At 69.5% G+C, this 19,396-nt stretch carries 20 protein-coding genes and 1 tRNA gene; all 21 read left to right on the top strand.

The window, feature by feature from the left end:
- Nucleotides 1-3: 3 nt before the first annotated feature.
- The 21 genes from RN729_RS10755 (at nt 4) to uppS (ending at nt 19,395) form a co-directional block, all read left to right on the top strand.
- Nucleotides 4-861 carry a phosphate acyltransferase gene (locus RN729_RS10755; RefSeq protein ID WP_310784645.1) on the top strand — a complete coding sequence of 286 codons (858 nt, stop codon included), beginning with the start codon at nt 4-6 and terminating at the stop codon, nt 859-861.
- Entirely contained in the window at nt 858-1,190 is a 333-nt protein-coding gene (locus RN729_RS10750; RefSeq protein WP_310784644.1) for an STAS domain-containing protein, read from the top strand. Before RN729_RS10755 ends, RN729_RS10750 begins: the two co-directional genes overlap by 4 nt.
- Before the next feature lie 19 nt (nt 1,191-1,209).
- Nucleotides 1,210-3,015 (top strand): SpoIIE family protein phosphatase, encoded by a 1,806-nt coding sequence (locus RN729_RS10745; RefSeq protein ID WP_310784642.1) that lies wholly within the window; start codon nt 1,210-1,212, stop codon nt 3,013-3,015.
- On the top strand, nt 3,012-3,848 hold the full coding sequence (gene rsmA / locus RN729_RS10740) for a 16S rRNA (adenine(1518)-N(6)/adenine(1519)-N(6))-dimethyltransferase RsmA (protein ID WP_310784640.1): 837 nt from the start codon (nt 3,012-3,014) through the stop codon (nt 3,846-3,848). Before RN729_RS10745 ends, rsmA begins: the two co-directional genes overlap by 4 nt.
- 54 nt (nt 3,849-3,902) lie before the next feature.
- Nucleotides 3,903-4,550, top strand: coding sequence for a redox-sensing transcriptional repressor Rex (locus tag RN729_RS10735; protein ID WP_310784638.1), 648 nt, complete (start codon nt 3,903-3,905; stop codon nt 4,548-4,550).
- Nucleotides 4,547-5,440 (top strand): 3'-5' exonuclease, encoded by an 894-nt coding sequence (locus tag RN729_RS10730; RefSeq protein WP_310784636.1) that lies wholly within the window; start codon nt 4,547-4,549, stop codon nt 5,438-5,440. Before RN729_RS10735 ends, RN729_RS10730 begins: the two co-directional genes overlap by 4 nt.
- Nucleotides 5,441-5,447: 7 nt before the next feature.
- A complete protein-coding gene (locus RN729_RS10725) occupies nt 5,448-6,659 on the top strand; it encodes an acetyl-CoA C-acyltransferase (RefSeq protein ID WP_310784634.1) in 1,212 nt (403 codons plus the stop codon).
- Nucleotides 6,656-7,561 carry a CPBP family intramembrane glutamic endopeptidase gene (locus RN729_RS10720; RefSeq protein ID WP_310784633.1) on the top strand — a complete coding sequence of 302 codons (906 nt, stop codon included), beginning with the start codon at nt 6,656-6,658 and terminating at the stop codon, nt 7,559-7,561. Before RN729_RS10725 ends, RN729_RS10720 begins: the two co-directional genes overlap by 4 nt.
- The gene (locus RN729_RS10715) at nt 7,548-8,414 is read left to right on the top strand and encodes a 3-hydroxybutyryl-CoA dehydrogenase (protein WP_310784631.1); all 867 of its coding nucleotides are present in this window, start codon (nt 7,548-7,550) and stop codon (nt 8,412-8,414) included. The genes RN729_RS10720 and RN729_RS10715 overlap by 14 nt, the downstream gene beginning before the upstream one ends.
- Nucleotides 8,411-9,604, top strand: coding sequence for an acyl-CoA dehydrogenase family protein (locus tag RN729_RS10710; RefSeq protein ID WP_310784629.1), 1,194 nt, complete (start codon nt 8,411-8,413; stop codon nt 9,602-9,604). Before RN729_RS10715 ends, RN729_RS10710 begins: the two co-directional genes overlap by 4 nt.
- Nucleotides 9,601-10,911: a serine hydroxymethyltransferase gene (gene glyA, locus RN729_RS10705; protein ID WP_310784627.1), complete on the top strand. Its 1,311-nt coding sequence runs from the start codon at nt 9,601-9,603 to the stop codon at nt 10,909-10,911. The genes RN729_RS10710 and glyA overlap by 4 nt, the downstream gene beginning before the upstream one ends.
- Nucleotides 10,912-11,007: 96 nt before the next feature.
- Nucleotides 11,008-11,370, top strand: coding sequence for a Minf_1886 family protein (locus tag RN729_RS10700; protein ID WP_310780407.1), 363 nt, complete (start codon nt 11,008-11,010; stop codon nt 11,368-11,370).
- Nucleotides 11,371-11,401: 31 nt separating this feature from the next.
- On the top strand, nt 11,402-11,599 hold the full coding sequence (locus RN729_RS10695) for a hypothetical protein (RefSeq protein WP_310758706.1): 198 nt from the start codon (nt 11,402-11,404) through the stop codon (nt 11,597-11,599).
- A 121-nt stretch (nt 11,600-11,720) separates the two neighbouring features.
- A complete protein-coding gene (locus RN729_RS10690; RefSeq protein ID WP_310784625.1) occupies nt 11,721-13,247 on the top strand; it encodes an NAD(P)H-hydrate dehydratase in 1,527 nt (508 codons plus the stop codon).
- Nucleotides 13,244-14,257 (top strand): thiamine-phosphate kinase, encoded by a 1,014-nt coding sequence (gene thiL / locus RN729_RS10685; protein WP_310784623.1) that lies wholly within the window; start codon nt 13,244-13,246, stop codon nt 14,255-14,257. The genes RN729_RS10690 and thiL overlap by 4 nt, the downstream gene beginning before the upstream one ends.
- The gene (locus RN729_RS10680; RefSeq protein WP_310784621.1) at nt 14,254-14,985 is read left to right on the top strand and encodes a lysophospholipid acyltransferase family protein; all 732 of its coding nucleotides are present in this window, start codon (nt 14,254-14,256) and stop codon (nt 14,983-14,985) included. Before thiL ends, RN729_RS10680 begins: the two co-directional genes overlap by 4 nt.
- Nucleotides 14,986-15,136: 151 nt before the next feature.
- On the top strand, nt 15,137-16,429 hold the full coding sequence (gene eno, locus RN729_RS10675; protein ID WP_310784619.1) for a phosphopyruvate hydratase: 1,293 nt from the start codon (nt 15,137-15,139) through the stop codon (nt 16,427-16,429).
- The gene (locus RN729_RS10670) at nt 16,429-16,773 is read left to right on the top strand and encodes a septum formation initiator family protein (protein ID WP_310784617.1); all 345 of its coding nucleotides are present in this window, start codon (nt 16,429-16,431) and stop codon (nt 16,771-16,773) included. The genes eno and RN729_RS10670 overlap by 1 nt, the downstream gene beginning before the upstream one ends.
- Nucleotides 16,774-17,022: 249 nt before the next feature.
- Nucleotides 17,023-17,096, top strand: a tRNA-Met gene (locus RN729_RS10665).
- 6 nt (nt 17,097-17,102) lie between these two features.
- Entirely contained in the window at nt 17,103-18,590 is a 1,488-nt protein-coding gene (thiI, locus tag RN729_RS10660; protein ID WP_310784615.1) for a tRNA uracil 4-sulfurtransferase ThiI, read from the top strand.
- Nucleotides 18,591-18,660: 70 nt separating this feature from the next.
- Nucleotides 18,661-19,395: a polyprenyl diphosphate synthase gene (gene uppS / locus RN729_RS10655; RefSeq protein WP_310784613.1), complete on the top strand. Its 735-nt coding sequence runs from the start codon at nt 18,661-18,663 to the stop codon at nt 19,393-19,395.
- Nucleotide 19,396 lies beyond the last annotated feature (1 nt).

Here is a 19,396-nt window from a genome sequence, read left to right as displayed (position 1 = left end):
AAGGTGACGTCTCAGCCGATCCCATCCGGCTTCATCGACCGACTGAGGACGCGGGCCGGCGCCCTCGAGCGGCGCATCGGTTTTCCGGAGGCGGACGAGACCCGCACCGCGCGGGCGATTCGCCGGTTGCGGGAGGAAGAGTGGGTACGCCCCGTCGAGATCCGCGCCGGCGCGGATGGCCTCGCGAAGGCCGCGCAACGCCTCGCGGCCGGGGAACTGGACGGGGTCGTGGCGGGGGCCGTGCATGCGACGGCGGACGTCATCCGGGCCGGTCTGCGGGTCGTCGGTCTCGCCGATGGCGTGGAGACCGTCTCGGCCGCCTTCCACATGATCTTTCCCGCTCCCGCCGAGCGGGTGCTCACGCTTACGGACGCCGCGGTCGTCCCGGCGCCGACCCCGGCCCAGATGGCGGAGAGTGCTTCGGCGGCCTGCGACGCGCACAGAGCCGTTGCGGGGGAAGAACCGGTCGTTGCGTTTCTCTCGTATTCCACGCTTGGCTCGGCCGCGGGGCCGGCGGTCGAGCGTGTGCGGGAGGCGCTGGACATCTTCCGCCGCCTTCGCCCCGAAGTCGCGGCGGACGGTGAACTGCAGGCCGACGCGGCGCTCGTATCGGACGTCGCCGCGCTGAAGGCTCCCGGGTCTCCGGTGGCCGGGCGCGCGAACCTGCTCGTCTTCCCCGGCCTCGACGCCGCGAACATCGCGTACAAACTGCTCGAGCGACTCGCCGGGGCGCGCGCGCTGGGGCCGATCCTTCAGGGGCTGCGGCGACCGCTGAACGACCTCTCCCGCGGCGCCTCCGTCTCCGATATCGTGGATGTCGCTTGCATTACAGCCCTCATGTCACCCGGGAGCGAAGGATGACGTTTTCGATCGAAACGGCGGGAGCCACTACCCTCGTCGCCGTGGGCGGACAGCTCACGATCAACAACCGCGGCGAATTCAAGGAGCGCGTGCTCGCGCGCCTGGCGGACGGGGACGCCGATTTCGTCATCGATTTCACCGAGGCCGACTACATCGACTCCTCCGGCCTCGGGGTACTCGTCAGCCTCTCCAAGCACATCCGCGACGCGGGCGGCCGCCTGACGCTGGCCGGGCTGAACGAGGATCTTCAGCGGCTCTTCGCCCTGACCAGGCTGGACTCGCTGTTCGAGATCGCCGAATCCCGGGCAGCGGCGCTCGGCGAATCCTGACCGGAGCCCCAGCTCCGGAATGAAGGACGGAGACGCGGCCCGCATCCTGGTCCTCTCCAGCCGGCCGGACATCCTCCAGGCCGTCGCGGACGCCGCCGCCGAGATCGATCCGCCTCCCGAAGTGAGAGGGCTCTTCGGGCGCCCTCTGACGGTGCTCCCGACGGATCTCATCCTGGTGGACATCGCCGAACCGCGCGCGACGATGCCGTACCTGCACCGCCGCTTCGGCGCTGCGTCGGCCCTCGTGGCGCTCGTCGATGGCGCATGGATCGACCGTCTGGGCTCGGCGCTGGCAGAAGACTGGACGGACTACCTCTTCTATCCGCTCAACGCGGCCGAACTCGGGCTCGTGTGGCAGAAACACACCTCGCCCGCGGAGGCGCCCGACCTGAACCTGGACGTCGATGAGTCGGGGCACATACGCGTCGTGTTTCCCTCGAGCGTGCGCTACCAGCGCGCCGTGGTGGAGCGGGTCGTCGTGGCATGCCGGCACCTCGCCGATCTGGATGGCGAGACGGCGTTCCGACTCCGGGTCGCGCTCGGCGAGGCCGTGGCCAACGCGATCCTGTGGGGGGGCGGCGACCGTCCCGGCGCCGTCGTGCGGGTTTCCGCGAAAACACACGCGGACGGCCTGCGCGTGAAGGTCTCGGACGAGGGGAGCGGTTTCGATCCCGATGCCGTGCCGGACCCGATCTCGGCGGAGGGCATCGGGCGGCCCCGCGGGCGCGGCCTCTTTCTTCTGAGGCAGCTGGCCGACGACGTGACGTTCAACGAGACCGGAAACAGGGTCACGCTCTCGTTCCGGGGCGCGCCGGATCCCCTTGTGAGGATCGAACCTCTCCTGCGGCGTTTCGCCGATGTCACCGGTCTCAGATTTCGCCTCGACCGGCGGTTCGAGGACGGCTCGCAGGTGCTGTTCGACAGCTGGGCGAACGACGAGGAGTCGAACGGCCCGCGTGAGGTTCGGGAGGCGTGGCCGCTGGGCGATGCGGGACGGCTGCGGCTCGTCCACGATCCGGCGAGCAGCGGCGATGCTGCCGCGACGCTGCTCGCGGGCTGGATCGGCGCCGTGGCCGAGGGCGAACATTCGCGGGAGCGGCTCCTCGCACGACGGTTGCGCCGGGAGCGCGTGCTGGCCGAATTGGAGATCGCCCGGGATCTGCAACTGAAACTCCTGCCGCCCCCCGAGGACTTTCGCGATCTCGGACGGATAGCGGCCCGCTGCGATCCGGCGCTCTCTCTGGGCGGCGACTTCTACTATCTCGTCCGCCTCGCGGACGGCTGCCTGGGAGTCATGCTCGGCGACGTGAGCTCGCACGGCCCCTCCGCCGCGCTCATCATGGCCCGTACGCTGAGTGCCGTGGTCCTGGCGACGCGCGTGGAGGCCGAACCCGCGGCCGTCCTGGACGCCATGCACGGGCAGCTCCGGGCGGCGCTCGACGCGACCGAGATGTACATGACGCTCTTCTACGGAGTCATCGATCCCGAGCGCGGAGAACTGCGCTACGCGAACGCCGGTCACCCGTATGCGTACCTGCTCGGATCGGACGGGACGCGCCGTCTCGCCGCCCTGGATCCCCCTGTCGGCGTGGCCACGGTCCGGTCGTACCGGCAGGCACGGGTGCCGTCTGCCGGAGAAACGCTGCTGGCGTTCACCGATGGCCTCGCCGAGCTCAGCGATCCTCTCGAGACGCCGGATGCCCGGGTGCGGAGGTGTATCGACCGCGGGGACCTCGACCCCGAACTCCTCGTGACGGCTCTCTTCGCGGATAGCGATGACGAGATGAGGCTGGACGATCGGACGGCCGTCGCGGCTTCCCTGTGAGCGCCGGGAAGGCCGAACGCACCCGGCCGAAGCGTGCGCTCGGCCAGAACTTCCTGGTCGACCCGAACATCCAGCGCAAGATCGTGCGGGAACTCGACCCGCGGCCCAGGGATGTCGTGCTCGAGGTTGGACCGGGGCACGGAGAGCTCAGCCAATACCTCGTCGGCCGTTGCCGTCGCCTCGTCCTCGTCGAGAAGGATCGCGATCTTGCGGGTGGGCTCCGCGCCCGCTGGGGGGACCGGGCGGATGTGGATGTCGTGGAGGGCGACGCACTTCGCATCGGACTCTCGGAGTTCGTGCGGGATGCCGCTACGGTGCGCGTGGTGTCGAACGTCCCCTACAACATCACGTCGCCCCTCGTCTTCGCCTTTCTCGAACTCGAGCCGGCGGCCAGCCGGATCGTGCTCACGGTGCAGAGAGAGGTGGCGGAACGCATCGTCGCGCCGCCGGGCATCAAGGCGTACGGCGCGCTCTCCGTCGGGGTGCAGGCGATCGCCGTCGCCTCGGTTGCCTTCCGCGTGGGCCGCCAGGCGTTCCGTCCCGTCCCCGCGGTCGATTCGGCGGTGGTTCGGCTGGAGCCGCGGCCGGACGCCGCCGGCGTGGACCGCGCGTCGCTCAGGACGCTGACGCGGGCGTGCTTCAACCGCCGCCGGAAGCAACTGCAGAAGACGCTGCGCACGGCTCCGGAGCTGAGTTTCGCCGGAGATGTGGAGGCGGTATTGGGGCGACTCTCGATCGATCCCGCGGTGCGGCCCGAGATGCTGGATCCTCCGACTTTCGTGCGCCTCGCGGCGGCGCTTCGGGCGGGAAAGGAAGGGGGCGCGTCGCGTTGAGTTGAGCACGGGCCGGCCCTATCTTGGTTTGTGAAACCTTTCACAAGGGCAGGCATGAGCGGCAGAATTTCCGATTCGACGGTTCGGCGCCTCTCCCTGTATCTCCGCATGTTGCGCGACCTCGAGCGAGCCGGCGTGGAGTTCGTGTCCAGTTCGCAGCTTGCCGAACCTTCAGGGGCCACCTCGGCCCAGGTCCGGAAGGATCTGAGCCACTTCGGCTCGTTCGGCAAACGCGGGCGCGGATACTCGGTCGACGGGCTCGTGCGGGCGCTGGAGAACATCCTCGGGCTTTCACGCAGTTGGCGGCTCGCGCTGGTGGGTGTCGGCAAGATCGGGTCCGCGCTCCTCGGGTATGGCGGGCTTGCGGCGCGCGGATTCGATGTCGTCGCGGCCTTCGACGTCGACGAGGCGAAGATCGGGACGCGGGCGCACGGGCTCAGGATTCGCCCCATGAGGGAACTCCGGCCGGTCATCGCCGAGTGCGGAGCGGAGATCGGGGTCGTCGCGACCCCCACGGAGGTCGCCGCCGAGGTCGCCGCGGAACTCGAGCGCTCGGGCGTGGGCGCGATCCTCAACTTCGCGCCGATCGAACTCTCCGAGGTGAACGGCGTGCCGATCCGGACCGTGGACATCGTGCTCGAACTGGAAGGCTTGAGCTATCTGATGTCCGAGGCGGGTCGGCGTACCGGGAGCGATGCATGACGGGCATGCACTTCGCGCCCGACGGGGTGCTGGTGCGCAAGGCGCTGCGCCGGCTCGAGGACGGTCCCCGCTCGTCCGTGGATCTCGCCGCCGAGGTTTTCGGCATGCACGGGTGTCCGCCGACCATGGCCGGGCGGCTCGTCGCACAGTTGCTCGAAGGGATTCCCGAGGTCGCCCGCGACGGGGAGGACGGCGATGCCTGGCGGCTTGCCGGGGGAAGCCGGCGGACCCGCAATCCGGCGGCCAGGGGGCTCCGGGACCTCCGATACGCGGTCGTGGACGTCGAGACCAACGGCGGTGTCGCGGGGGGGCACGGCCGGGTGGTGGAGATCGCGATCGTGAACGTGGATCGTGGCGCCATCGGCGGATGCTATTCGACGCTCGTGGATGCCGGCGTGGCGATTCCGCCGTGGATCACGCGCCTCACCGGCATCCGCACGGAGATGACGCACGGAGCACCGAGCTTCTCCCAGATCTGCGATCCGGTGCGCGAGCACCTCCGCGGCCGGGTTTTCGTCGCACATAACGCGGCCTACGATTGGGGCTTCGTGCGTGCCGAGATGCGGCGGGCAGGGGCCGGCCTCCCAAGGGGACCTCGGCTGTGCACGGTTCACATGGCGCGCCGACTGCTGCCGGGACTCGAGCGTCGAGGCCTGGACTCGGTCGCCGACTATTATGGGATCGAGATCCGCGAACGGCACCGGGCTCGGGGCGACGCGGTCGCGACGGCGCGTATCCTCGTCCGCATGCTCGAGGATGCGGAACGGCGGGGCTGGACGACGTGGTCCGCGCTCCGAAAAGCTCTCGGGCCGGTTCCGCGACGCGGGCGCGCCAGGCGGCGGGATCGGCCTTCCGAACGGGTTGAACCACACGAACGACTGCATGAGTGATGGAACAATGAGCGATAGCGAAAGAACCCCGGTGATCGTCTCCGCCGCGCGGCTCCCCACGGGTCGCTTCATGGGCGGACTCTCGTCCCTCGCGGCCCCGGACCTCGGCGGTCTCGCGATCTCGGCGGCGGTCGATCGGGCCGGAGTCGACCCGGAGGAGATCGACGACGTGATCATGGGGAATGTCGTGCAGGCGGGGGTCGGACAGGCGCCCGCCCGCCAGGCGGCGATCCGGGGCGGAGTACCCGTGACGGTTCCGGCGGTGACCGTGAACAAGGTCTGCGGTTCCGGCCTGAAAGCCGTCATGCTGGCGGCGCAGGCGATAAAGGCCGGCGACGCCCGGGTCGTCGTCGCCGGGGGGATGGAGTCGATGTCGAACGCCCCCTATCTCCTCCGGGGACACCGCGAGGGAGTGAAGTTCGGGGACCGGTCGCTCGTCGATGGTCTCATACACGACGGTCTGTGGTGCGCCTTCGGTACCTGTCACATGGGCGGCCACGCCGAGTACACGGCCCACAAGGCGGGCGTGAACCGCGAGGACCAGGACGCCTTCGCGCTCGGTAGCCACGAGAAGGCCATCCGCGCGATCGATGGGGGGGAATTCGCCGAAGAAGTCGTCCCCGTCCACATCGAGACGCGCAAGGGGACCGTGACGATCGAGACGGACGAGCCTCCGCGTCGCGGCACGTCGCTCGAGGCGCTCGCAAAGCTGAAGCCCGCCTTCGCGGGCGATGCTCCACCGGAGGTCACCGAGCCCAGCGTCACGGCCGGAAACGCGCCCGGCCTCAACGACGGGGGGGCGGCCACGCTCGTCACGTCCGAGGCGTACGCCGCGGCGCACGGCCTTCCGGTTCTCGGGCGGATCCGGGCCTACTCCGTGGGTGCGATGGCGCCCCGCGACCTCTTCTTCGCGCCCGTCGATGCCGTGCGGAGGCTCATGACCCTCGATGGGACGGTGGTCGCCGATTACGGACTCGTGGAGATGAACGAGGCGTTCGCCGTGCAGTGTCTCGCGGACGCCCGCGAACTGGGGCTGGATCTCGATCGCGTGAACGTCCGCGGCGGGGCGATCGCCCTCGGCCACCCGATCGGGGCTTCGGGCGCGAAGATCCTCACGACGCTCCTCCATGCGATGCGGGACCGCGACATCGAGCAGGGGATGGCCACCCTGTGTCTTGGCGGAGGCAACGCCGTCGCGCTGAGCGTGGAGCGGCGATGAACGTGAAGCCCGAAGGCTGGGCCTGGGCCGGACGGCTGGCGGCATTCGCCGGTTTCTTCATCGCCTTCGGACTCGTGTTCGGGTTCGCGACCGCGCTCATCGCGGGCCTTCCGGGTGCCGAGGCGGCGGAGTCCGTCGACTGGCGGACCGTCACGCCCGTGCTGCTCGCGGCGTGTGCGGCCACTTGGCTGCTGGCGGTCGGCGTCGACAGGCGTCCGCTGTCCGCGCTCGGGTTGAGGCCCGGACCTCCGGGCCTCGCGGAACTCGGTTCCGGCGTGCTGGCGGGAGTTGCGATCATCGGCGCCGCCATTCTCGCTCTGGTCGCACCGGGCTGGGTCTCGTGGACCGTGTCGCCCGCACCGGTCCTCGAGGGGGTGCAGGTCTCGGCCCTCCTGCTGGTGGCTGCGTTCACGGAGGAACTCCTTTTTCGGGGGTATCCCTTCCGCGTCCTCCACGTCCGGTTCGGGCCCGTTCCCGCCGTGGTCGCGACCTCGGTGGCGTTCGGCCTCGTGCACGGCGCCAACCCGGGGGTGACGCCGCTCGCGCTCGTCAACCTGACGCTTGCAGGCGTGTTGCTCGGCGTGGCGTACTGGCGTTCGGGCAGCCTGTGGTTCGTCACGGGGCTCCACTTCGGCTGGAATTGGGTGATGGCCGCGAGCGGTCTGCCCGTGAGCGGGCTCGACGTGTCGGTCTCCGGCCTCGAAGCCGCCGTCACGGGCCCGGTACTGTGGACGGGCGGTGCCTTCGGGCCGGAGGGGGCGCTGATGATCACCTTCGTGACCGTACTCGGGACCGCGTGGCTGTGGCGGGTCGCGGGGTCGCGAAGCCCATCCGGTTCCCGGTTGTCGACGACGACGGGAAGCCCCGACGATAATGATGGGAGCCTCGATGCGAGCGGGTGAGGTGTCGCGGGTCGGCGTCGTCGGTGCGGGGACGATGGGAAGCGGCATCGCCCACGTCTTCGCGCTCGCCGGCATCGAGGTCCGCCTCGTGGACGTGGCGCCGGAAGCGCTCGGCCGGGCGCGGGCCTCCATCGAGCGAGACCTCGCGCGCCAGACCCGCCGGGAGCGAATCTCCACGGAAGAGGCCGAAGCGGCGCTCGACCGGGTCGCGACGGAGCGGTCGCTGACGGCGCTCGAGGACGCGGAAGTCGTCGTGGAGGCCGCCAGTGAGGACCCGACGCTCAAGTTCAGGCTCTTCGAGGAGTTGTCCGCCGTCGTGAGTCCGGAAACGCTGCTCGCGTCGAACACGAGTTCGATCTCCATCACCCTCATCGCCTCGCACGCCGCCGACCCGGGGCGCGTGATCGGGATGCACTTCATGAACCCCGTGCCCGTCATGCGCCTCGTCGAGGTCATTCGGGGGCTCGAGACCACCGACGACACGGCCGACCTCACCCTCGGCCTCTGTGCGCGGCTCTCGAAGACGGCGGTCCTGGTGAACGACTATCCCGGTTTCGTCGCGAACCGGATTCTGATGCCGATGATCAACGAAGCCGTGTACTGTCTCATGGAGGGAGTGGCGGAGGCCGAGGCGGTGGACACCGTGATGAAGCTCGGCATGAACCATCCCATGGGACCGCTTGCGCTCGCCGACCTCATCGGACTGGACACGTGCCTCGCGATCATGCGGGTCCTGCACGCGGAACTCGGCGACTCCAAGTACCGCCCCTGTCCGCTGCTCGCGAAGTACGTCGCCGCCGGACGGCTGGGCCGGAAGTCCGGTCGCGGCTTCTACGACTACACCGCGGCATGATGACCGGCCGCCGCTCCTGGTCTGCCCTCGAACTCTCCTCCGAGGCGGAACAGATTCTCACGCTCGCTCGCCAGTTCGCCGAAGAGCGGCTTCAGCCCACGGCGGAAGCCCGGGACGCGAACGAGGACCGCTTCGATGCCGCGATCCATCGGGAACTGGGCGAGCTCGGCTTCCTCGCCATGCGGGTGCCGAAGCGGTACGACGGTCTCGGGCTCGATCTCGTCACGTACCTCTACGTGCTGGAGGAACTCGCGTGGGGCGATGCCGGGGTCGCGGTCTCCGTCAGCATTCACAATTCGCTCGCCGCTGCGATTCTGCTGCGCCACGGGAGCGAGACACAGCGGGAGGAGTGGCTCCCCAGGATGGCCAGCGGGCAGGTGCTCGGCGCCTTCTCTCTCTCCGAAGCCGGCGCCGGTACGGATGCCGCGGCGCTTCGGACGCAGGCCACGCCCGTCGACGGCGGCTGGATCATCAACGGCGAGAAGATGTGGGTGACGAACGGCGCGTCCGCGGATGTCGTGTTGATCTTCGCGAGGACGGATACGGTGAATGACCGGCGTGGATCGCGCGGCATCAGCGCCTTTCTCCTGCCGGCCGGGACGGAGGGATTGTCCGTCGGCAGGAAAGAGCGAAAGATGGGACAGCGAGGTTCGGAAACGGTCGCTTTGTCGCTGAAGGATGTCTTTTTGTCGCAAGACCTTATGGTTGGAGAGGTAAACCGGGGCTTCAGCTACGCGCTCGAAGGCCTCGAGGCGGGCCGGCTCGGGATCGCGGCACAGGCGCTCGGGATCGCCTCGGCCGCGGTGGACGCGGCGTTCGAATACGCGGATACTCGACGCCAGTTCGGGCGCTCACTGCGGGAGTTTCAGGGGATGGAGTTCAAGCTCGGCGACATGGTGACCCGGCTCGAGGCCGCGCGGGGGCTGCTCGAGCGTGCGGCCGCCGCGCACACATTGGGCGACCCGCGGGCGCGCCGTCTCTCCAGCGTGGCCAAATTGTTCGCGAGCGAGACCGCGATGACGAACGCCCGCGACGCCGTCCAGGTGTTCGGGGGCTACGGATACTCGCGGGAATACCCCGTGGAACGTCTCTTCCGGGACGCGAAGGTCACCGAGATCTACGAGGGAGCCAACGAAATGCACCGCAGCCTGATCGCGCGGCAACTCTACAGAGAGAGGGGATACGTGTGAGTGCGACGGCCGAACGCAGAGCCATCGGCGCCCTGGACCCACGCCCGCTCCGCGAGACGGACCCCGCGGTGGCCGCTTCGATCGACCGGGAGCTCGAGAGACAGCGCACGGGTCTCGAGTTGATCGCGAGCGAGAACTTCGTGTCCCGGGGGGTGCTCGAGGCGACCGGCTGCGTGCTGACGAACAAGTACGCGGAGGGCTATCCCGGGCGCCGCTACTACGGCGGCTGCGAGTTCGTGGACGAGGTCGAGAATCTCGCCCGCGAGCGAGCGCACCGGCTGTTCGGGGCGGACCACAGCAACGTCCAGACGCACAGCGGCTCCGGTGCGAACATGACGGCGCTTCAGGCGCTCACCGAACCCGGGGCGACGCTCCTCGGGATGGATCTCTCGCACGGGGGGCACCTGACGCACGGTTCGCACGTCAACTTCTCGGGTCTCTGGTACCGCGTCGTCCCCTATGGAGTGCGCGCCTCGGATCGGACGATCGACTACGACGCGCTCCGGGCGACCGCGCTGGAGGTGCGTCCTTCCGTCATCATTGCGGGCGCCAGCGCCTACCCGCGACGGATCGATTTCGGGCGTTTCGCGGAAATCGCCGAGGAATGCGGCGCCCGCGTCCTCGTGGACATGGCGCACATCGCGGGTCTCGTGGCGACGGGACACCATCCGTCCCCGGTGCCGCACGCGGATGTCGTGACGACGACGACGCACAAGACGCTGCGCGGGCCGCGGGGCGGACTCATCCTGTGCCGCGAGGAGCACGCGAAGGCGGTCGACAAGGCCGTGTTCCCCGGACTCCAGGGCGGTCCCCTGATGCATGTGATCGCCGCAAAGGCGGTCGCTCTCGGGGAGGCCTTGCGTCCCGAGTTCGGCGAGTACTCGGATCTCGTCGTGCGCAACGCCCGCGCTCTGGGACGGCGGCTCGCTGAACACGGCTATGACCTCGTGGCGGGAGGGACGGACACGCACCTCCTCCTCGTGGACCTCCGGACGACGGATCTCACCGGCAGGGATGCGGAGGCTCTCCTGGGTCGGGCGGGCATCACCGTCAACAAGAACACCGTGCCGTTCGAGACCCGGTCGCCCTTCGTGGCGTCCGGCATAAGGATCGGGACGGCGGCGGTGTCGACCCGCTCCATGGGCGAGAACGAAATGGAGAGAATCGCCGACCTCATGCACCGCGCGCTGCGCTCCGAAGGTGATGATGCGACGCTTTCGGCGGTGGACTCCGAGGTCCGCGCGTTGTGCGCGGATTTCCCGCTTTATCCGCAGGATGACCGCGTTCGCGGCGAGAGCCTAGCTTGACGCCAACTTTTTCCCCCGTCTAACTTTGCCCTTCATGTCCTTGCGGGCAGTGCGCACCAGGGCCGGAAAAAGGGGCCTGTGACGAGGTGAGACGAGGTGGACACAGCGGGGGTTCTGACGGGCATCAGGAAGGGCAACCCCAGGTATACGGAAGCCGCATACCTGTTTTTGCTCTCCGCTCTCCAGCGCCGGCTGTCCAGCCTCGAGCTGCCTCGTCACATCAGCGGCGCCGAAGTGGCCGACGCGGTCCGGGAACTCGCCCTGGAGCGGTTCGGCCCTCTGGCGCGGACCGTACTCGAACACTGGGGTGTGCACGGCACAACGGACATCGGCGAGATCGTCTTCGCGCTGGTTGAATGTGGAGTGCTGATCAAACAACCCGACGATTCGCGAGAGGACTTCGAGGGGCTCTTCAGCTTCGACGAAGCTTTTGAGGACAGCTACCCCTGGAGCGCGTAGGGGAGGAACTGGAAGGGGAGGGGGTGAACGCGTGGCCGATTCGGGGTCGTTCACGGAGTGCTTGAGTTGCACGAAGGGGGTCCTGCTCCCGCTTTCGGACTACGGACGCGACGGGGCGCCGATCCGGTACAAGGCATGGGTCTGCTCGAACCCCGACTGCGGGTTCAACATCCGGATCGACAACGGTGAGATCAGCTTCGGGCGCAACGTCCAGCAGTCCTACAAGTAACCTCCCCGGCGAAAGCTCCGTCGATATCGCGCGGAGTTCCGCCAGCCGGGTTCCCACCTTCTCGCCAGCGGACTGGTGGCGCTTTGCCGCGCGCGAGGTGTGGCTGCCCACCGCGGTCGAGATGGCGGAGATCGATCGCGTCGCCGTCGAATCGGGGGCGATACCCGAACGCGCGCTGATCGAAAACGCGGGTCGAGCCCTGGCGCGGCACGTGCACGAACGGTTCCCGGCCGGCCGGGTCGCGGTGCTTGCGGGAAGCGGCCACAACGGCGCGGACGCCCTCGTGGCCGGACGGACTCTTTCCGCCTGGGGGCGATCCGTCGGGTTCGTCCAATGCGGGAGCCGCGCCCCGGATCCGGATGTCCTCGCGGGCTGGAAGCTGACGCTCGAGCCGTCGGAAGCGCTGGAGCGGGAACTCGCGGCAGCGGACATCGTCATCGATGGCATCCTGGGGACGGGCCTGACGACGGCGCCCCGCCCGCCCCAGGCGAGGATGATCGAGCGCGTGAACGCCGCCCGGGCCGCCGTGGTCTCCGCGGATGGTCCCAGCGGCGTGGACTTTACCACGGGCCGCGTGCCGGGTGCCGCGATCCGGGCCGACCTGACCGTCACCTTCGGGTGGCCGAAGATGGGTCTCCTGAGGTTCCCGGCTCGCGAACGCATCGGCGACCTGGTCTCCGTGGAAATCGGCTTTCCGCCACCCGCGGCGGCGCCGACGGCGCGGGCAGTGACGGCGGCGTGGGTGGCCGGCCTGCTCGGAGTGCGGCCCGCGGACGGCCACAAGGGCGACGCGGGCTATCTCGCGATCGTGGGCGGGGAGCGGGGCATGGCCGGGGCCGTGGTGCTCGCGGCCCGCGCGGCGATCCGGGGGGGAGTCGGCATTGTGCGCGTCGTGAGCGCCCCGGAGAACCGGGAGGTCGTGCAGACCAGCGTGCCGGAGGCCGTATTCGTGGACTGGTCCGCGTCCGAGGCGGTGCGGTCGGCGCTGAGCTGGGCCGGCGCGGTCGCGGTCGGACCGGGTCTGGGAACGGGGCCGGAGCGCACGGAGTTGATGCAACGCGTGCTGGAGGAAGGGTCCGTTCCGCTGGTCATCGATGCGGACGCTCTGAACGTGCTTTCGGCTGAGGCGGCGGAGACAGGGGCGCCGCTCGGTCCGCCGGCTCCGCTGCGATCCGTCCTCCTGACGCCGCATCCCGGCGAGATGGCCCGCTTGCTCGGAACATCCGTCGAAGAGGTACGCGAGGATGCGCCGGCTGCGTCCCGGCGGCTGGCCGACGCGACGCAGGCGACCGTGCTGCTCAAGGGCGCCCCGACCTGGGTGGCGCGGCCCGGCGGTGAACTGCGTGCGACGACGCTCGTGAGTCCGGCGTTCGCGAGCGGCGGCATGGGGGACGTGCTGACCGGCGTCTGCGGCGCCTGCCTCGCGTCGGGCCTCGGCCCCGCCGACGCGGCGTCTGCCGCCCTGACGCTCACGGCGCTTGCCATTCTGCGCGGCGTGGACGAGATCGGCGGGTCCGCGGCGGACGTGCCGGAGGCGCTGCCGGAGGCGCGCCGGGTGCTGGGAAGATTGCGATCCGGAGCCTGGCCGGGCGTCAACCTCGCCCTCCCCGCGTTGCCCTCGGTTGCGACCGGGGACCGGGTCGGATGAACGTCACCGGTCCGGCGCTCGCCGAGGGGCCCGAAACCGCGCGCATTCGGGCCTTCCTGGACGGAGCGGGCGCGCCTGCCGCCCGCGGGGACCCCGCGGTCACCATCACGTTGCCGGTGGGGGATGACGCCGCGGCCTTTCGTCCTCCGGATGATACTCAGGTCGTGGTGAGCTGCGACGCGAGCGTGGAGGGGGTCCACTTTCGCCGCGAATGGATGACGTGGGAGACGATCGGGTACCGTGCGGCTGCGTCGGCGCTGAGCGATCTCGCGGCCATGGCCGCGACTCCCATCGGCCTCGTCGTGGCGGCGGCGCTGCCCCCCGAACTGGACGTCGGGATCGCCGCGGCCCTGGGACGAGGCGTGGGAGAGATCGTCGGGCGCGTCGGCGCGCAGATCCTCGGCGGCGACCTGGTCGCGTCGCCGGGCCCCGCCTTTCTCGACATCACCGTCCTCGGCTGTGCGGCGGCACCGACGACGCGGGGCGGGGTGCGCCCGGGCGACGAGTTATGGGTGACCGGCGAACTCGGGGCGGCCGCGGCCGCCCTGCGCGATCTGGAGCGGGGGCTGGAGCCGGACCCACGGGCCCGCCGGGCCTTCGACCGCCCCCGCCCCAGGATCGAGGAAATGCTGTGGCTGCGGGACCGGGTCCGGATCCACGCGGCGATCGATCTTTCGGACGGTATGATGCGGGATGCGCGCAACCTCGCGGCGGCTTCCGGCGTCGCCCTGGAAATCGAGGCGGATCGCCTCCCGTCCGCCCCCGCCCTCGAGGGATTTCGTCAGACGCCGGCGGCGGAACAACTCCTCCTTGCCGGCGGTGAGGACTACGAACTGCTCTTCGCCGTGCCGGCTGGCGCCATGCGGGGGACGGAGCGGGCGTTCGCCGTCGCCTTCGACCACCCGCTCACGCGGGTCGGGAGGGCGCGCGAAGGGGAGGGGCTGACCGTGAGCGGGCGGTTGAATCCGACGCTGCCCGCGGGGTTCGATCATTTCGGGGCCGGGCGTTGATCAGGACGACGATCTTCTACGTCGCGCTCGTGCTAGCGACGATCTTCTTCGGGGCCATGGCGGCGGTGGTTGCCCTCGTCGGCGGCGGTCGGGCCTGGATGGATCGTGCCAATCGCGGCTGGGCTCGCTCGGCGCTCGTGGCCGCCGGCGTGCGCGTCAAGGTGCACGGTCTCGAGCATCTCCATCCTTCCGGAACCCAGATCATCGTCGCGAACCACCAGTCGTACTTCGACATCTGGGCGCTCATCGCGTGCCTCCCCGCGTCCGTGCGCTTCATCGCGAAGCGTGAGTTGGGGAACATTCCGATGCTCTCGGTGGGGATGCGTTCCGCGGGGCACGTGCTCATCGACCGCGACCGGGCCCGCAGCGCGAGGGAAACGCTTCGGGAGGCAGGCGACCGGATGCAGGCCGAGCAGCTGACTCTCGTGCTGTTTCCGGAGGGGACCCGGTCGCGTGACGGCCAACTGGGGCGTTTCCGGCGCGGCTCCTTCGCCCTTGCCCTGGCGACGCCGGCGCCCCTGGTGCCCGCGGCGCTCGATGGGGGCCAGCACATCTATCCGCCCGGCGCGAAGCGGGTACGGCCGGGATCCATCACGGTGCGGCTGGGGCCGGCGATTCGGCGGGAAGGAGCGGAGCCGGCCGACCGGAAGACGTTGGTGCGGAAGACCCGCGCCGCCATCGAGGGGATGCTCCCGGAGGCAGGATCGGGCGGCGGCGCGTCCGAATAGCCTGCAGGTGGGTCCGCGCGCGACTTGTTCCGGGGCCGCGGGGCCCTATCTTCCGGCACGGGTGGAGGAAGACGCGATCGTCCGGATCGCCGGGGGGGAGGGGACTCGCCTGCATGAACCGCCCCATACATCACCGACGCCGAAGCGTCCCGTGACGGCCATCGTCCGGGTCGTCGGCCGCGAGATCGTCGATTCGCGGGGCAATCCTACGGTCGAGGCCGACGTGCATCTCGAAGACGGCGCAATCGGCCGCGCCGCCGTCCCCAGCGGCGCATCGACGGGGGACCACGAATCGGTGGAGCTGCGCGACCGTGACCCCGCGCGCTACAAGGGCAAGGGCGTGCAACGTGCGGTCGCGCACGTCAACGGGGAGATTGCGTCAGCCGTGCGAGGACGCGACGCCTCGGACCAGCGCGGGCTCGACTCCACGCTCATCGCGCTCGACGGCACGCCGAACAAGGGCCGCCTCGGAGCGAATGCGATCCTTGCCGTCTCCATGGCGACGGCGCGCGCGGCCGCCGCCTCGGCGGGGACGCCTCTGTTCCGACACCTCGGTGCCGGTGATCCGCGCGTCCTCCCGGTCCCGATGCTGAATATTCTCAATGGCGGCGCCCACGCGAACAACACGGTCGACATACAGGAGTTCATGATTCTGCCGCTTGGCGCGCCGAGTTTTTCCGAGGGTCTCCGGGTTGGTGTGGAGGTGTTCCACACGCTGAAACGCCGGCTCTCGGACGCAGGGTATGCGACCGCCGTTGGGGACGAGGGCGGGGTGGCTCCGGACCTGTCTTCGAACCGTGAAGCCCTGGACCTCATCATGGCCGCGATCGTCGACGCGGGTTACGAGCCCGGCTCCGAGGTCGCGCTCTCTCTCGACTGTGCCGCATCGGAGTTCTACGACGCACGGGCCGGAGCGTACCGGCTCGAGAGCGCCGGTGAAGCCGGAGAACTCGGCGCGCGGGACCTCGTGTCGCTCTACGAGGACTGGCTGGACGCATACCCCATCGTCTCGATCGAAGACGGACTCCACGAAGACGACTGGGAGGGGTGGGCGACCCTCACGTCCCGGGTCGGAGGTCGCGTTCAGCTCGTCGGGGACGACCTCTTCGTAACCAGCGTCGATCGTCTGGCGCGCGGTATCGAGGCCGGAATCGGGAACGCGATCCTCATCAAGCTCAATCAGATCGGGACCGTGAGCGAGACGCTGGACGCGATCGGGATGGCTGCGGAGGCGAACTTCGGCATCGTCATTTCGCACCGCTCCGGGGAAACCGCCGACACGTTCATCGCGGACCTCGCGGTGGCGACGAACGCCGGGCAGATCAAGACGGGAAGCGCGTGCCGGTCGGAACGCGTCGCGAAGTACAACCAGCTGCTGCGGATCGAGGAACAGCTCGGCCCGAGGGCGACCTATCCGGGGGCCGCCGTGTACGGAGGCCGGTGATGGCGGAGGCGGCCAACCGTCGGCTCACGCGCGCCATCACCTTCATCGCCCTCATCGGAGCGGGGTACTACTGGATGGTGGGTGGAGAATACACGAGAGCCGATCTGGTCCGACTGGAGGGTGAAATCGAGTCGAGGGAAGCGGAGATGACGGCCCGCAACGATGAACTCGCGTCGATCCGAGCCTGGGCCGACAGTCTCGTGTCGAACGCCTGGGCGATCGAGCGCGTCGCTCGGGAACGGTACGGCTTCGTCCGGCCGCAAGAGATCCTGGTGCGGTTCGTCGACCTCGGAGACCGGGAGCCCCCCGGCTCCGCGACGCCCCCGCATGTGAACGTACCCTGAGATGTGGCAAGACCCGTAACGCCCGGACGCACCCGGGGCCGGCGGCTTGCCCCGCGCGCCACGACGTGTAGGATAGCGGACCTATTTGGGTCGTTTCCCGGAAATACCACGGCTATTCGAGCGCCGGTGCATCCGGCTCCGCGACGTTGCTCCTCCTCGAAATGGCGCTACCATTACTCGTCGGAGCGCCTTGCGGAATCCGGCGCCTCGGCACTCTCGGTAGCTCGCGAATTTCCGGGACACGACACCGGCAGGGTAGCTCAGCCTGGTAGAGCAAGGGACTCATAAGCCCTGGGTCGGGGGTTCAAATCCCCCCCCTGCCACTCGTTATGGCGGCGCAACACGAACTCGGAGACGGGCCCGTTCGGGTCCTCGTACGATTCTCCGGCGAGCTCTCGACGAAGGCGCGCCGGACGCGGTCGCGCTTCCAGAACCGGCTCGCGACGAACCTGCGTGACGCGTTCGAGTCCGAAGGGATCGACGCCGTCCTCGAGCCAGGCTGGAGCCGTTTCCATATTGAAGGCCCGAACACGGCCTTTCTCGACCCCCTGCTGCGCACCTTCGGCGTGTCCAGTTGTTCCCTGCTTGCCGGCGAGTGCGAGGCGGATCTCGACATGATCGTTGCCACGGGCACGGCCCTCTTCTCCGAGTCCGTGCGGGGCCGGAGCTATGCGGTGCGGGCGCGCCGTTCCGGTTCACATGGCTTCTCGTCCTCGGATATCCAGCAGCGTCTCGGGGCGGCCCTCAATCCCGGCGCCACCGTGGACCTCGGGGATCCGGACATCACCGTGTTCGTCGAGGTCCGCGATGACCGGGTGTTCTTTCACGAGGACAGGGTGCGGGGACCGTCCGGCCTGCCGCTCGGAGTTCAAGGACATGCGCTCGCCCTCATCTCCGGCGGTTTCGATTCGGCCGTGGCCGCCTGGATGGCGCTGCGCCGGGGGATTCGCCTCGACTACGCCTTCTGCAACCTCGGCGGAAGCGCGTACGAGCGGATGGTCGTGGAGGTGACGAAGGTGCTGGCGGATCGCTGGAGCTACGGAACGCGGCCCCGGCTGCACGTCCTCGAGTTCGGTCCGGTCGTCGAGGCCATGCGGGCCCGCGCCAAGCCCGCATACCTGCAGGTCGTCCTCAAGCGGATGATGTACCGCGCCGCCGCGAGGATCGGGGAACGCATCGGTGCCGACGCGATCGTCACGGGCGAGTCGGTCGGGCAGGTCTCCTCGCAGACGCTCCGCAATCTCCGCGCGATCGAGAATGCCTCGTCGCTCCCGGTGCTCCGACCCCTGCTCGGATTCCACAAGGAGGAGATTCTCGACCGGGCGCGGGAGATCGGCACGTACGATCTGTCCGCCCGTGTGCGCGAGTACTGCGACCTCGTGCCGCAGCGGCCGGTCACCGCATCGTCGCCGGAGGCCGCCGAGGCGCAGGAGTCGGCCGTGGGTTTCGAGGAACTGGGCGAGGCGGTCGCCGGCGCGTCCGTGCACGATGTGCGGGCCCTGCGTCCGGAGTCCATGGTCGGAGCGTCCCTGTACGTGGTCGAGGTGCCCGACGGCGCGGTCATCCTCGACACCCGCGCCTGCGACGCCTTCGAGGCCTGGCACTGGCCGGGCGCGACCCGCCGCGATCTCCCGCAACTCGAGCGGGATTTCGGCGAACTCGATCGCGACGCGACCTACGTGCTCTGCTGTACGGAGGGTGTGCGAACGGCCTACCTGGCCGAGGTCATGCAGCGCGCGGGATACGAGGCCTATTCCTTCCTCGGTGGGGCGCCCCGCATGCGGCGCGTCGCGCGAGGCGGGGCGGAGATCGACTGATCGCCGCCCGTTTTGACACCCTCGCCCGTGCGGGGCGAGCTTGGGCCGCATGAGCGGGGAGAAGAACGGCATGACGGCGGCCCTGGAAACCGTCCGGCAGGGGGAAGTGCCGACCCATGTCGCCGTCATCATGGACGGGAACGGCCGCTGGGCGAGACTGCGTGGCCTGCCGAGATGGGAGGGGCACCGCGCGGGCATGACGGCGGTGCGCGAGATCATCGAAGGGTCGGTGGAGGCCGGCGTGGCCCACCTCACCCTGTACGCCTTCTCGGACGAAAACTGGTTCCGGCCTTCGATGGAGGTGGAAGCGTTGATGACGCTCCTCCAGGAGTATGTGCGTAGTCAGCGCGAAGCTCTGGTCAGGCACGGAGTCCGCGTCACCGTGTTCGGTGACCGGCTGCGGCTTCCCGGCGAGGCCCGCCGGGCGATCTCCGAACTCGAGGCCTCGACGGAGGGCGGAACGGCACTGGAAGTGCACCTCGCGATCAGCTACGGATCGCGGGCGGAGCTCGCGGGTGTGGCGCGAACGCTCGCACAGCGTTGCCTGGAAGGCGACCTGGCTCCGGAGGAGATCGACGCCGAACTCTTCGCGTCGGAACTCCTGACGAGGGACTGGCCGGATCCCGACCTCCTGATCCGGACCTCGGGGGAGCAGCGCATCTCCAACTTCCTCCTCTGGCAGCTAGCGTACGCGGAACTCTTCGTGACGGACGTCCTGTGGCCCGACTTCACCCGGGAGCACCTCTTCGGCGCGCTCGTCGACTACCGGCGCCGCGAGCGGAGATTCGGGCTGGTGAAGACGTGAG

Source organism: Candidatus Palauibacter polyketidifaciens, assembly GCF_947581785.1.
In the GTDB taxonomy this organism is placed as follows: domain Bacteria; phylum Gemmatimonadota; class Gemmatimonadetes; order Palauibacterales; family Palauibacteraceae; genus Palauibacter; species Palauibacter polyketidifaciens.
The sequence above is the reverse complement of the archived record's forward strand: the minus strand, read 5'-3'. Positions and strand labels throughout refer to the sequence as shown.